The 13,651-nt window shown below is 75.0% G+C and carries 11 protein-coding genes and 1 pseudogene; 9 read left to right on the top strand and 3 right to left on the bottom strand.

Annotated elements, in window-relative coordinates:
• Positions 1–36: 36 nt before the first annotated feature.
• Positions 37–651, bottom strand: coding sequence for an HAD-IA family hydrolase (locus RNC47_RS10025; protein WP_311597484.1), 615 nt, complete (start codon positions 649–651; stop codon positions 37–39).
• A 58-nt stretch (positions 652–709) separates the two neighbouring features.
• Here RNC47_RS10025 and RNC47_RS10020 point away from each other — a divergent pair.
• The 6 genes and pseudogenes from RNC47_RS10020 to RNC47_RS09995 all read left to right on the top strand — a co-directional run.
• Positions 710–1,201, top strand: a pseudogene (locus RNC47_RS10020) (GNAT family N-acetyltransferase); the annotation flags it as partial.
• Between the two features lie 439 nt (positions 1,202–1,640).
• On the top strand, positions 1,641–1,892 hold the full coding sequence (locus RNC47_RS10015) for a hypothetical protein (protein ID WP_311597483.1): 252 nt from the start codon (positions 1,641–1,643) through the stop codon (positions 1,890–1,892).
• A 123-nt stretch (positions 1,893–2,015) separates the two neighbouring features.
• Positions 2,016–2,819: an HlyD family efflux transporter periplasmic adaptor subunit gene (locus RNC47_RS10010; RefSeq protein ID WP_311597481.1), complete on the top strand. Its 804-nt coding sequence runs from the start codon at positions 2,016–2,018 to the stop codon at positions 2,817–2,819.
• Positions 2,820–2,995: 176 nt separating this feature from the next.
• Positions 2,996–5,116: an NHLP family bacteriocin export ABC transporter peptidase/permease/ATPase subunit gene (locus tag RNC47_RS10005; RefSeq protein ID WP_394814746.1), complete on the top strand. Its 2,121-nt coding sequence runs from the start codon at positions 2,996–2,998 to the stop codon at positions 5,114–5,116.
• Complete coding sequence (locus RNC47_RS10000) at positions 5,117–7,954, top strand: NHLP bacteriocin export ABC transporter permease/ATPase subunit (protein ID WP_394814745.1); 2,838 nt, start codon at positions 5,117–5,119, stop codon at positions 7,952–7,954.
• A gap of 55 nt (positions 7,955–8,009) precedes the next feature.
• Positions 8,010–9,281, top strand: a complete 1,272-nt coding sequence (locus tag RNC47_RS09995; protein ID WP_311597478.1) for an RNA polymerase sigma factor — start codon at positions 8,010–8,012, stop codon at positions 9,279–9,281.
• A 12-nt stretch (positions 9,282–9,293) separates the two neighbouring features.
• Here RNC47_RS09995 and RNC47_RS09990 read toward each other — a convergent pair whose 3' ends face one another.
• Entirely contained in the window at positions 9,294–10,244 is a 951-nt protein-coding gene (locus tag RNC47_RS09990) for a zinc-binding dehydrogenase (RefSeq protein WP_311597476.1), read from the bottom strand.
• A gap of 81 nt (positions 10,245–10,325) precedes the next feature.
• Positions 10,326–10,952 carry a TetR/AcrR family transcriptional regulator gene (locus RNC47_RS09985; protein ID WP_311597474.1) on the bottom strand — a complete coding sequence of 209 codons (627 nt, stop codon included), beginning with the start codon at positions 10,950–10,952 and terminating at the stop codon, positions 10,326–10,328.
• 93 nt (positions 10,953–11,045) lie between these two features.
• On the opposite strand from RNC47_RS09985, the gene RNC47_RS09980 reads away from it, so the two are divergent.
• From RNC47_RS09980 to RNC47_RS09970, 3 genes are read left to right on the top strand one after another with little or no spacing between them, the layout of a single operon-like run.
• On the top strand, positions 11,046–11,795 hold the full coding sequence (locus tag RNC47_RS09980; RefSeq protein ID WP_311597473.1) for a cysteine hydrolase family protein: 750 nt from the start codon (positions 11,046–11,048) through the stop codon (positions 11,793–11,795).
• Between the two features lie 41 nt (positions 11,796–11,836).
• Positions 11,837–12,655 (top strand): PP2C family protein-serine/threonine phosphatase, encoded by an 819-nt coding sequence (locus tag RNC47_RS09975; RefSeq protein WP_311597471.1) that lies wholly within the window; start codon positions 11,837–11,839, stop codon positions 12,653–12,655.
• A 4-nt stretch (positions 12,656–12,659) separates the two neighbouring features.
• On the top strand, positions 12,660–13,622 hold the full coding sequence (locus RNC47_RS09970) for an MASE1 domain-containing protein (RefSeq protein ID WP_311597470.1): 963 nt from the start codon (positions 12,660–12,662) through the stop codon (positions 13,620–13,622).
• Positions 13,623–13,651: the final 29 nt, after the last annotated feature.

Here is a 13,651-nt window from a genome sequence, read left to right as displayed (position 1 = left end):
GGGGAAAACCGCGTGCCGCGGCCACAGGCGCCGCGGTCAGCCCGCGCCGGTCAGGCGCAAGGCGCCGCGGAGGTCGGCCGCCGTGCGGAAGTGGAGGCCGGTCATGCCGGCTTCGCGCGCGGCGAGGACGTTGGCCTCGGTGTCGTCCACGAAGAGGCAGCGCGCGGGCGGCACGCCCACCCGTTCGGCGGCCGTCGCGTAGACGCGTGGGTCCGGCTTGGCGAAGCCGAGGGCGCTGGTGTTGACGACGGCGTCGGCGATCTCGGCGAGGCCGAGCCTGGCCAGGTCGGCCTCCAGGCGGGTCGTCGCGTTGGACACCAGCGCCACCGGGATCACCCCGCGCAGCCCGGTGAGCAGCGCCACCACCTCGTCGTCGACCCGCGGCAGCACCGCGGACCAGGCGGCGACGGCCGCCGCGGCGCGCTCCGGCGAGCCGTGGGCGGCGGCCAGTTCGGCGACGACGGCCGCCCGCCACTGCTCGTCGGTGGTGCGGCCGGTGATCGCCGCCTCGGCCAGCGGGCCGGTCAGCGCCACCGCCGCCATGGCGCCGACGGGGAGGCCATTGGCCCGCTCGATCGCGTCGAGCGACGGCCAGTGCCGCAGCACCCCGTCGATGTCGCACAGCACGGCTTCGAACGGCGGAACGGTCATGGCCGGCGGCTCCCTTCACGGTGGACGGCGCCCGGGCCGGGCCCGGGAGAATCGTGGCATGGACACCATGACGCCCCAAGCCCTCGTCACCGCCCGGCTCGACCTCGAACCGCTGCGGGTGGCGCACGCCGAGGAGATGGCCGGCGTGCTGGCCGACCCGGCGCTGTACGCGTTCACCGGCGGTGAGCCGTTGGACGCCGTGGCGTTGCGGGCCCGCTACGCGCGGCTGGTGGCGGGGGCGCCGGAGCCGGGGGTCGGCTGGCTCAACTGGGTCGTCAGGGCCAGGGCGGAGGGCCGGTTGGCCGGCTGTGTGCAGGCGACGGTCACGGGCCGTCGGGCCGAGGTCGCGTGGGTGGTGGGCAGCGCCTGGCAGGGCCGCGGCATCGCGACCGAGGCGGCGCGGGCGCTGGTGGGGTGGCTGGAAGGGCGCGCGGTGCGCGAGGTGGTGGCGCACGTCCATCCCGCGCACGGCGCCTCGGCGGCGGTGGCCGCGGCGGCCGGCCTGGTGGCCACCGACGAGTGGTCGGACGGCGAGGTCCGCTGGCGACTCCGGTTCCCGACGGCTGGGCCGGCCGGGACCGTTCTGCCCGGTCCCCAAACACCCTTCGGCGCATCTTCACGCCTCGGGCACAAGTGGACGGCATCCGACCGGAATTCGCATGATGTCGGACATGGCACCAATCAGGGCGCTTAGCCGCCCATAGAGTTCGGCGCCCCCACGGCATCGAGGCGCCACGTAGTCCGATTACGCGAAAATCCCACAACTACTTGGCGGAGGATGTCGCACGTTCGCGACCGTCCACCCCGCCCGCACGCCCGGCCCCGGTACCCAGCGCTGGCCGGGACGGCGCGCGCCGTGTTTACATCCTCGCGCTGGCGGCAGTCGGCAGCACGGCGGCCGACACATTGCCCGTCGCCCGTGGGCGACAGGGGTGGCTGTCTAATCTCGCCGCGCATTCCAAGTGATGATGAGTGAAGGGAAACGCGCCTTGCGTAACGACCTTGAGACCCGTGAGATCGCCGACACCGAGCTGGACGCCGTCGCCGGCGGTGTGGCGGGCCTCGTCTCCGTCTCCGGTGGCCTGGTGGGCGCCCTGACCAGCGACGTGACCAGCGCCGTGGGCTCCCTGGAGACCGTCGGCTTCGTCCAGGGTGTCGCCGGCCAGGTGACCGGCCAGGTCTCCGGCATCACCGGCGTGAACGCGAACACCGGTGCCGTCACCGGTCTCGCCGGCATCTGAGCACGCACATCGTGAACCCCGGACCCCACACTTCCGGGGTTCACGGCTGAACCCGCGGATATCCATGGTTCTCCATGGATATCCGCGGCTCAGTCATCCCCGGGGCAGCTGAAGGAATGGCTCGTGCAGTTTCGCCAGAAAGCCCTCTCCAAACTGCAGTCGCCGGAGGAACTCGACCTGCCGGTGCGCCTCGCCCGCCCGCAGGGCCGGCTCGTCCTCGCCGTCACCTTCCTCGTGATGGTGGCCGCCGCCTACTGGGCCCTCACGGGCTCGGTCTCCGCCAGCCAGAGCGCCCCCGGCGTCCTCAGCGGCCCGGAGGGCGGATACGTGCTGGAGAGCCCGGTGACCGGCCAGGTCACCCGACTCCTCGCCGCCGAGGGCGACTCGCTCGCCCCCGGGGCACCACTGCTGCTGGTCGCGACCGACGAGGGCGACCAGGAGGTGGCCGCGGTGGCCGGCGGCCGGGTCACCACGCTGATCGCCCGGGAGGGCTCGGTCCTGACCGCGGGCGACGAGGTCGCCACCCTGGAGCACGAGCCGCAGGGGGACCAGCCACTGATCGCCGTCCTCTACCTGCCGGGTGACGGCGCCTCCGCCATCCCCGTCGGCGCCCGCGTCGACCTGGACGTCCAGTCCGCCCCCCGGGAGCAGTTCGGCGTGCTGCACGGCCGCGTCCAGGCGGTGGGCGGCGCGCAGACCCCGGAACAGCTCGCCGGCTTCCTCGGCGACGCCCAACTGGCGGCCTCCTTCGCCGAAGAGGGCAACCCGGTGCCGGTGGTCGTGGAGCTCGAAACCGCGGGCGACACCGAGTCCGGCTACCGGTGGTCGTCCGCCGAGGGGCCGCCGTTCGCCCTCGACTCCAGGACGCCCGTCACCGGCACCATCCGCCTCTCCGAGCAACGCCCCGTCGATTGGCTGCTTCCGTGACCGCCACCCAGGACACCTCCCCCCGCCTCCAGCCCGTCGGCGACCGCCGCCGGCCCGGCCCCGCGGAGTCCGGTGCCAGGGCCGACCGGCGCCGGCGGCGCGCGCCCCGCCGCGCCCCGCGCCGCACCCCGCGGCTGCGCGCCGCGCGGACCGTCCGCACCCCCACGGTGCTGCAGATGGAGGCGGTGGAGTGCGGCGCCGCCGCGCTGGCCATGGTGCTCGGCCACTTCGGCCGCCACGTGCCGCTTGAGGAGCTGCGCATCGCCTGCGGCGTCTCCCGGGACGGCTCGCGCGCCAGCAACCTGCTGAAGGCGGCCCGCCGGCACGGCCTCACCGCCAAGGGCATGCAGATGGACCTGGCCGCGCTGGCCGAGGTCAGGCCGCCGGCCATCCTGTTCTGGGAGTTCAACCACTACGTCGTCCTGGACGGCATGGGCCGCCGGTTCGGCCGCCGCGGCGCCTGGATCAACGACCCCGCCAAGGGCCGCCGGTTCGTGCCGATCGACGAGTTCGACACCAGTTTCACCGGCGTCGTGCTGGTCCTCGAACCCGGCGACGACTTCCGCCGCGGCGGCCGCAAGCCGGGCATTCTGCGGGCCATGCCCGGCCGGCTGCGCGGCATGTCGGGCACGATGCTCGCCATCGTCCTGGCGAGCCTGCTGCTGGTGGTCGCCGGCGCCACCGTGCCGGCGCTCAGCCGCACCTACGTCGACCTGTTCCTGATCGGCGGCCAGACCTCCCAACTCGGCGTGCTGTTCGCGGCGATGGCCACCACCCTGGCGGTCACCGCCACGCTCACCGCCGTCCAGCAGGCCAACCTGCTGCGGGGCCGCGTCATCTCCGCGACCCTGGGCAGCGCCCGCTTCCTGCGCCATCTGCTGCGGCTGCCCGTCAGCTTCTACGCCCAGCGCAACGCGGCCGACCTGGTGCAGCGGCTGGAGTCCAACGACACGGTCTCGGACGTCCTCGCCCGCGACCTGGCCGCCGCCGGCGTGGACGCCGTGGTGGTGCTGCTCTACGCGGTGCTGCTGTGGAGCTACGACCCCAACCTCACCGTCCTCGGCGTGCTGGTCGCGCTGCTGAACATCGTCGCCATGCGGATCGTGATCGGGCTGCGGTCGACCGGCACCCAGCGGCTGCGGGCGGACAGCGCCCGGCTGACCAACACCTCCTACAGCGGCCTCACCCTCATCGAGACGCTGAAGGCCACCGGCGGCGAGGACGGCTTCTTCCGCCGCTGGGCCGGCCAGCACGCCGCCACCCTGGAGGTGCAGCAGCGGCTCGGCGTGCCCAGCGCCTGGCTGGCCGTCGTCGCGCCGACGCTGGCCGCGCTCAACAGCGCGCTGATCCTCACCGTCGGCGGTCTGCGGGCCGTGGAGGGACACCTGACGGTCGGTCTGCTGGTCGCCTTCCAGGCCCTGGTCACCAGCTTCACCGCGCCCATCACCCGGCTCAACGGCGTGGCCGGCCGGCTCCAGGACTTCGCCGCCGACGTGGCGCGGCTGAAGGACGTCGAGAACTTCCCGGTGGACCCCGTCTACGCCCGGCGCGAGCCCGCGCCGAGCACCCGCCGCCTCACCGGGCTCGTCGAGCTGGACGGGGTGACCTTCGGCTACAGCCCGCTCGACCCGCCGCTGCTGAAGGACTTCTCGCTCACGGTGCGCCCCGGGCAGCAGGTCGCGCTGGTGGGCGGCTCGGGCAGCGGCAAGTCCACCGTCTCCCGGCTGCTGGCCGGCCTCTACACCCCGTGGAGCGGCGTCATCCGTATCGACGGCACGCCGCTCGGCGAGATCCCGCGCGGCGCGCTCGCCGCCTCCGTCTCCTTCGTCGACCAGGACGTGTTCCTGTTCGCCGGCACGGTTCGCGACAACGTCGCGCTGTGGGACCCGTCCATCCCCGACGACGCCGTCATCGAGGCGCTGCGGGACGCCGCCGTCTACGACGACGTGGTGGCCCGCCGGCCCGGCGGCATCCACAGCCGCGTCGAGCAGGACGGCCAGAACTTCTCCGGCGGCCAGCGGCAGCGCCTCGAACTGGCCAGGGCGCTGGTGCGCCGCCCCAGCGTGCTGGTGCTCGACGAGGTGACCAGCGCGCTGGACGCGGTCACCGAGCAGACCATCATCGACAACCTGCGGCGCCGCGGCTGCGCCTGCGTCGTCATCGCCCACCGGCTGAGCACGGTGCGGGACAGCGACGAGATCCTGGTGCTGCACCGCGGCACGGTGGTCGAGCGCGGCCGGCACGAGCGGCTGCTCGCCAACGGCGGCCCGTACGCCGCGCTGGTCAGGGAGCGCTGAGTGACGGCCCCGCATCCCGCTCCCGACGCCGCCGGCACCGGCGGCCACCCCGTCGTCCCCCCGGGCGCGGCGCCCGGGCCCGACCCGGTGCTGGCCGCCATCGGCGCGCTCGGCACCCGGGTCCAGCACGCCGGCACGGGCGGCGACCTGTCCCTCGAAGGGCCGCTGGTGCTGTGGCTGGTGGCGGACGGCGCCCTCGACCTGTTCGCGGTCGACGCCGCCCAGCGGGGCCCGCGCCACTTCCTCGGCCGGCTGCCCGCCGGCACGCTGCTGCTCGGCCCGGCGCCGGGCCCCTCCCACACCCTGATCGCCAGGGCGCTGCCCGGCTGCCAGTTGCACCGCGTCGAGCTGCGCGAGCTGCACCAGGCGGGGTACGAGGCGGCCTACCACGCGGGCGGCGGCTGGCCGAGCCCGCTGGAGGAGGCATTCGCGCAGGGCGTGGGCCGGGGCCTGCGGGTGCTCTACCAGGCGCCGCTCGGCGGCTCGGAGGACGACGTGCTGTGGCCGTCGATCCCGCCCGGCAGCGTCCAGTACGGCGCCGCCTACGACATGGCCGCCGCCGGCGCGCTGCTCATCGACCCGGGCGTCTGGCAGGGCATGGTCGACCAGCAGCGCCGGCTGCTGAACGTCCTGGACGGCTGGATCAGCGAACTCGAACGGGCCCACGAGGACCGGACGGCCGCCGGCATCGAGGCCGGCGAGGCGGCCCGCACCGAGGCGAACGAGACGCTGCTGGCCGCCATCGGCCGCGACCGGGGCACCGGGCACCGGCACGCCGACGCGACGCTCGCCGCCTGCCGCCTGGTCGCGGCCGAGGCCGGCGTCACCCTCACCAGCCGGCCGGGGGTCGGGGCCGCCGCGGAGGAGGACGCCGACCCGGTGGAGGCGATCGCCGTCGCCTCCCGGGTCCGCACCCGGCAGGTCAGGCTGTCCGGCGCCTGGTGGCGCGAGGACAGCGGGCCACTGGTGGGCCGGCGCGCCGGGGACGGCGCGCCGGTCGCCCTGCTGTGGCGCCGCGGCCGCTACGCCGTCGTCGATCCCGAGACCGGCGACCGGCAGCCCGTCGACCGGGCGGCGGCGGCCGAACTCGACTCGCACGCCGTGATGTTCTACCGCCCGCTGCCCGACCGGCCGCTCGGACTGCTCGGTCTGGTGCGGTTCAGCCTGCGCGGCACCCGCGGCGAGCTGCGGAGCCTGGCGATCGGCGGGCTGGTCGCCGCCGGCCTCGGCGCCCTGGTGCCCATCGCGACCGGCCGGGTACTCGGCGCGTACGTGCCACAGGGCGAGACCGGCCTCATCGTGCAGGCCGGCGTGGCGATCATCACGCTCAGCGTGGTCTCGGCCGTCTTCATGCTGCTGCAGAACACCGCCATCCTCCGTCTTGAGGGCCGGGTCGAGGCCACCCTGCAACCCGCCGTCTGGGACCGGCTGCTGCGGCTGCCCGCCACCTTCTTCGCCGGCCGCTCCACCGGCGAGCTGGCCAGCGCCGCCATGGGCATCAGCGCCATCCGCCGGGTGCTGTCCGGAATCGGCTCGGTCTGCCTCCAGGCGACCACCGTGGGCGCGGCCAACCTGGTGCTGCTGCTGGTCTACAGCGTGCCGCTGGCGCTGGCCGCGCTCGCCATGCTGCTCACCGTCGCGGCCGTCTTCCTCGTCCTGGGGCTGTGGCAACTCCGGTACCAGCGGCGGCTGATCACCATCGGCAACCGGCTCAACAACCAGGCGTTCCAGACCCTGCGCGCGCTCCCCAAGCTGCGCGTGGCCGCCGCCGAGAGCTTCGCCTACGCCGCCTGGGCACGGGAGTTCGCCCGCACCAGGGACCTCCAGCAGCGCGCGGGCCGGATCGCCAACGCCATCACGGTGCTCAACGCCCTCTGTCTGCCGCTGAGCACGCTCACGATGTTCATGCTGCTGGCGGGCCCGGCGCGCGGCTCCATGTCGGCCGCCGAGTTCCTCACCTTCCACACGGCCGTCACCATGCTGCTGTCGTCGGTCACCCAGCTGACCGGCGCGCTGTTGTCGGCCGCCGCCGTGCTCCCGATGTTCGAGAAGGTCAGGCCGATCCTCCGCGAGCTCCCCGAGGTGACCGGCGCCAGCACCCGCCCGGCCACCCTGGGCGGCCGGATCGAGGCCCGTGGCGTCTCCTACCGCTACGCCGAGGGCGCCCCGCTGGTCCTGGACGACGTCAGCTTCGAGGCGCGGCCCGGCGAGTTCGTGGCGATCGTCGGCCCGAGCGGCTGCGGCAAGTCGACGCTGCTGCGGCTGCTCATCGGCTTCGACCAGCCGCTGACCGGCAGCGTCCGCTACGACGGCCAGGAGCTCGCGGCCCTCGACCGGGCGGCGGTGCGCCGGCAGTGCGGGGTGGTGCTGCAGAACGCCCAGCCGCTCACCGGCTCCATCCTGGACTGCATCCGCGGCACCGGCTCGCACACGCTGGAGGAGGCGTGGGAGGCGGCCGCGCTCGCCGGCCTCGCCGAGGACATCAAGGCCATGCCGATGGGCATGCACACCATGCTCTCGGACGGCGGCGGCACCGTCTCGGGCGGCCAGCGGCAGCGCCTGATGATCGCCCAGGCCCTGGTCCGCAGGCCGCGGATCCTCTTCTTCGACGAGGCCACCAGCGCGCTGGACAACGAGGCGCAGCGCGCGGTGATCGCGGCCACCAGGGCGCTGCGCGCCACCCGGATCGTGATCGCCCACCGGCTCTCCACCGTCATGGACGCGGACCGGGTGATCGTCATGTCGGAGGGCCGGATCGTCCAGCAGGGCCCGCCCGCCGCGCTGTTGGCCGACCCGACCGGGCTCTTCCACGAGTTGGCGCGCCGCCAGGTCGGCTGAGACGGCCGTGGCGACGGTGACGAGTGAGACGGCGGAAACGGGACAGGGGAGCACCATGTCAGACCAGCACCGGCCGCACGACGCGACCGACGACACCGTTCTCCTCGCCCGGGCGCGCGGCGGTGACAGCGCCGCCTTCGCGGAGCTGTACCGCCGGCACGCGGGCCCGGTCCGGCTGCACGCGCGCGGCGCCGGACTCACCCCGCAGGCGGCCGACGACGTGACCGGCGAGGCGTTCGCCCGCACCCTGAAGGCGGTGCGCGAGGGCGGCGGGCCCCGCTCGTCGGTGCGCGGCTACCTGCTGGCCATGGTGCGGCGGATGGCCGCGGGCCGCCGCGCCCCCGCCCCGCTCCCCTCCGACCTCCCCTCGCCGCTGCCCTCGGCCGAGTCGCAGGCGTTGCACCGGGCCGAACGGGTCATGCTGGCCGAGGCGTTCGCCACCCTGCCGGAGCGCTGGCGCGAGGTGCTGTGGCGCACCGCCGTGGAGGGGCAGCCACTGGCCGAGGTGGGCCGCGACCTGGGGCTCACCAAGAACGCCACGGCCGTGCTGGCCTTCCGGGCCCGCGAGGGGCTGCGGCAGGCCTACCTCCAGGCGCACGTCAGCGACGCGCTCACCGACCAGCGGGAGTGCCGCAGGTACTCCCGCAGGCTCGGCTCGTTCATCCGCGGCTCGGCCGCGGCGCGCGGGCTGCGGCAGCACCTGGACGGCTGCGACCGCTGCCGGGCCGCCTACCTGGAGCTGGTGGACGTCAACGCGGCGCTCCGTGGCCTGCTGCCGGTCGCCGCGGCCGGCCTGGTCGCGCGGGTGGCGCCCTGGTCGGCGCTGCCGGCCTGGTCGGCCGGGGGCGCGGCCGGCAAGGTGGCGATCGCCGCCACCTTCGCCCTGGTCGTCGGCCCCGCGGTCCCCGCCGTGGGCGACGAGCCGCCCACCGCCCCCGACGACCGCCGGCCCCCCGTCGCCGCCCCGGAACCGACCGCGGAGCCCGAGCCCGCACCCCCGTCCCCCACCGCCACGCCGACGGACCCGGCGCCGGCCGCTACCGGCCCGTCCGCCACCCCCTCGCCGTCGCCGACCTCCCCCAGCTCGGAGCCCACCGGCCTCACCGGCCTCCTCTGCCTCATCGGAGGCACCGCCCCCACGCTGCTCTCCCACCCCGACTGCCCGCCCTCCCCCACGGCGGACGTCACGGTCCCCGACCTGCTGCCGACCCCGACCGAGGTCCCCACCCCCGCGCTGCCCGAGCGGGAACGAGAGCCGGAGCCGGAGCCCGAGACGGATCCGCCGTCCCTGTCGGAACTGCTCCCGGACGGCGCGCCCACCGGCTAGGGCCGCCCAGGCTCAGGGCACCAGCAGGGTCTTGCCCACCACGCTCCGCGCCTCGATCGCCGCGTGTGCCTCGGCGGCCCGCTCCAGCGGGAGGCGGCGGGCGATCAGCGGGCGGATCCGGCCCGCGGCCGCCTCGTCCAGGACCCTGGCGGTCAGCTCCCTGAGCTTCTCCGGGGTGAACTGCACCCGTTCGATGCCGGTGAGCCGGATGCCGCGGCGCGCCAGCTCCGCCGGGTCGTGGACGGAGAACCCGCCGCTCGGCGCCCCGTACGCGGCCACCCGGGCGCCGTCGGCGGCGGCCCGCAGCGCGCTCGCGCCGAGTTCGCCGCCCACCCCCTCGAAGATCACGTCGGCGTGGAGGCCGTCGAGCCAGCCGGGTTCGGAGTAGTCGACGACGGCGTCGGCGCCGAGGTCGCGCACGGCGTCCAGCTTGCGCCTGCCGCGGGCGGCGCCCGTGACCCGGGCGCCGGCCGCCTTCGCCCACTGGACCAGCAGGCTGCTGGCGCCACCGGCGGCGGGCAGGACCAGGACCGACTCCCCCGGCCGTACGGCGGCGTCGGTGAACAGGCCGAGGGCGGTCGGGCCGTCGTGCATCAGCGCGGCGGCCGTGTCCGCGTCGAGGCCCGGCGGGAGCGGGATGAGGGCCTCGGCCGGGGCCAGGGCCTGCTCGGCGTAGCCGCCGCCGCGGTGGGTGTGCGCGGCGACCGCGCGGCCGGCCCAGGACGGCTCCACGCCCGCGCCGGTGGCGGTGACGACGCCGGCCACCGCGCCGCCGGGGACGTACGGCGGAACGACGCCCCACCAGTCGGCGTTCCAGCCGGCGCGGATCTGGGTCTCCACGAAGATGGTGTCCGCGGCGGCGACCCGGATCACCACCTCGCCGGGGCCGGGGACCGGGTCCGGTAGCTCCCTGGCCTCGATCACCTCGGGCCCGCCGAACCTCGTCACCTGTGCCACGCGCATCGTGCCGTCTCCCTGTGTCGGTGCTGGTGGGACCAGGCTCGGACATCAAGCGCGGTTGAGGTCAAGGCCCAGCCGGCCAGGTCACCCGGACAGGTCCCGGGGGCGGGCGAAGGTCCGCCGGTGCAGCAGGGCCAGCCGGTCGCCCAACTCCTCCCGTGACCAGCCGCGTTCGTCGAGCAGCGCGGACACCAGGTCGGAGGAGACCAGCGAGCGCATCATGTCGGCCGCCGTCTCCACCGTCCACGGCTCCGCCAGCCGCCGCTCGGCTGCGAGCCATTCGGCCAGTCGCCGGCAGTGCGCCAGCTGCGAGGCGGCGGCGCGCGCGTAGTGCCGGGCGGCGTCGGGGTCGTGCGCCCTGACCCGCCGCACGGCCTCGTCCACGGCCAGCACCCGCGGGTGGTACCTGGCCAGGTGGCGGGCCCACTCGTCGAGCCCGGCCACCGCGTCCGGGGCCCGCCACACCCGGTCGACCGACGCGTGCAGCCCCTCCTCGCCCGCCACATGGTCGAAGAGCGCCGTCACCAGCTCCGTGCGGGAGGCGAAGTGCAGGTAGATCCCGCGCCGGGAGACGCCCACCCGCTCGGCGACCGCCGTCATGGTCAGGGCCTCAAGGCCGCTCTCCTCCAGCAGCGCGCGGGCCGCCGCCAGGATCGCCGAGCGGGTCCGCCGCCCGCGGGCGTTGCGTGGGACGTCGATGGGCCTGGTCATGCGGAACACCCTTGCACAGAACTACACGCCATGTGTACTTTCTGGAAGTGCACACACCGTGCACTTCTCTGCCGCTTCCTGGGAGCCGCCACCGTGAGCCACACCGTCGAAGCCCGCCCCGAGCCGGTCGCCCTCGACCCGGCGAGCACCGCCGTGCTCGTGGTCGACATGCAGAACGACTTCGCCGCGGCCGGCGGCGGCGTCGACCTCGGCGGCGGCGACATCTCCCTCATCAGGGCGACGATCGCCCCCGTCGCCCGGGTGCTGTCCGCCGCCCGGGGCGCCGGGCTGCCGGTGGTGTACCTCCAGCACGGCTACCTGCCCGACCTCTCCGACCTCGGCCCCGAGGACAGCAAGAACCGGCTCGTCCACACCTCCGTGGGCCGCACCGTCACCGCCCCCGACGGCACCGAGGGCCGGGTGCTGGTCAGGGACACCTGGAACACCCGGATCCTCCCCGAGCTCAGCCCCGAGCCGGCCGACCTGGTGATCGGCAAGAACCGCTTCAGCGGCTTCCACGACACCGAACTGGACCCGACCCTGCGCCGCCTCGGCGTCCGTACCCTGGTCGTCACCGGCTGCACCACCAGCGTCTGCGTGGAATCCACGGTCCGGGACGCCATGTTCCGCGACTACCGCCCGATCGTCCTCTCCGACTGCGTCGCCGAGATCCAGGGCCCCGCGCACCACGAGTCGACCCTGACCCTGATCGAACGCCTCTTCGGCTGGGTCACCGACTCGACCGCCCTCCTCCGTGTGCTCGGCGCGCGGCCCACGCCTCACGTGCCCCCGATCACCGCTGGTCAGGACGCTCAGGAGGCCGCCGCGGACGCTCGGCGGTAGCGTGAAAAGAGGGAAGGACCGGAAGCCCAGGGAGCGTGCGGATGCCCAGGCAGCGCGGCGAACCGCGTCCCGGAGCCGAGGAGCTGCTGCACACCCTGTCGCGGCTCGCCGGTGAGGTGCTGGCGCGCACCAAGCTCCAGCAGGCCCGGGCCGAACTGGCCATCGCCCTGCAGCGCACCATGCTGCCCGACGAGTTGCCTGAGGCTCCCGGGCTGCGTACCGCCGCCCGGTACACCCCCGCCCGCGAAGGTCTCGACGTCGGCGGCGACTGGTACGACGCGTTCCCCATGCCGGGCGGCGCGATCGGCATCGTGATCGGGGACGTCCAGGGCCACGACGTGGACGCCGCCGCCTTCGTGGGACAGGTCCGCACCGGTCTGCGCGTCGTCGCCGGCATCACCAGCGACCCGGGCGAGATCCTGGCGCGCGTCAACGACCTGCTGGTCTCGCTGGAGCCCGATCTCTTCGTGACCTGCTCCTTCTACCGTTACGACCCGGCCACGGGCGAGCTGGCCGACGCCCGCGCCGGGCACGTGCCCACGATCAGGGCCCAACCCGGCGGGCACTCCGAGGTGCTGCTGGACGCCGGCGGTCTGCCACTCGGCGTCTTCGCCGGCCAGGAGTACCCGGTCACCCGGCGGCGACTGACCACGCCCGGTGTCTTCGTCCTGCTGACCGACGGCGTCGTGGAGGGCCCGGACTTCCCCCTCGGCCGCGGCCTGGAACGCGTCGCCCGGCTGGCCAGGGCGGAGGTCGGAGCCGACCCGGACGTGCTCGCCGCCCATGTCCTGGCCGTCGCCGACCTGACGGGGCACAGCGACGACGCCGCCGTGCTCGTCGTGTCCCACGAAGGGACCTGACGGCATGTCGACCGCGGCATCGGGCGGTCACCGCCTCCGGCACCACCGCGACCTCGTGCTGCTCAACCTCGCCATCGCCGGGGCCTACTACGCCGCCGCCCGGCTCGGGCTGCTGCAGCAGTTGGTGAACGGCCAGGTCACGCCGCTGTGGCCGCCGACCGGCATCGCCCTGGCGTCCCTGCTGTTCTGGGGCCCACGGGTCTGTCCCGCGATCGCGGTCGCCGCGTTCGCCGTGAACATCGGGCCCGATCCCTCCCCGCTCGTCGCCGCGGGGATCTCGGTGGGCAACACCGCGGCACCGCTGGCCGCCTACCTCGTGCTGCGCCGCGTCGGCTTCCGCACCCGTCTCGACCGGCTGCGCGACGCCCTCGCCCTGGTGTTCCTCGGCGCGCTGGGCGGCATGCTGATCAGCGCGACCGTGGGCACCGGCGTCCTGGTGCTCTCCGACGCCCTCGCGGCGCGGGACTTCTGGTCCGCCTGGTCGGTGTGGTGGACCGGCGACGCCATGGGCGTGCTCATCGTCGCGCCCTGCGTCCTCGTCCTGCACGGGGCACGCTGGCCACCGCTGCCGTCCGCGCTCCGGTGGCTCGAGGCCGGGGCGATGCTGCTCGGGGTCGCGGCCGTGACCGTCTTCTCCACCCGCAGCGACCTGCACGTGCTGTTCCTCGTCGGGCCCTTCCTGATCTGGGCGGCGTTCCGCTTCCGGCTCGCCGGCGCCGCGCCGTGCGCACTGGTGGTGTCCGTGCTCGCGATCGACGCGGCGGCGGACGACACGGGCCCCTTCGAGGGGCATCAGCTCGCCGCCCAGATGTTCACCCTCCAGGCGTTCAACGGCACCACGGCGCTGACGGCGCTGCTGCTCTCCGCCCTGATCACGGAACGGAACAACACGCAGCGACAGATCGCGCGGGTGTGTCGGGAGCTCACCGACACGGTGGCCGCACTCTCGCCGCGCGAACCCGGCTGAGGGCGCGCGCCGAACGGCGTGCCGGCCAC

This window comes from Streptomyces millisiae (assembly GCF_031845425.1).
GTDB classification, from domain to species: Bacteria; Actinomycetota; Actinomycetes; order Streptomycetales; family Streptomycetaceae; genus Streptomyces; species Streptomyces millisiae.
Note: the sequence above shows the minus strand (reverse complement) of the source record. Positions and strands in the feature narration are given on the sequence as shown.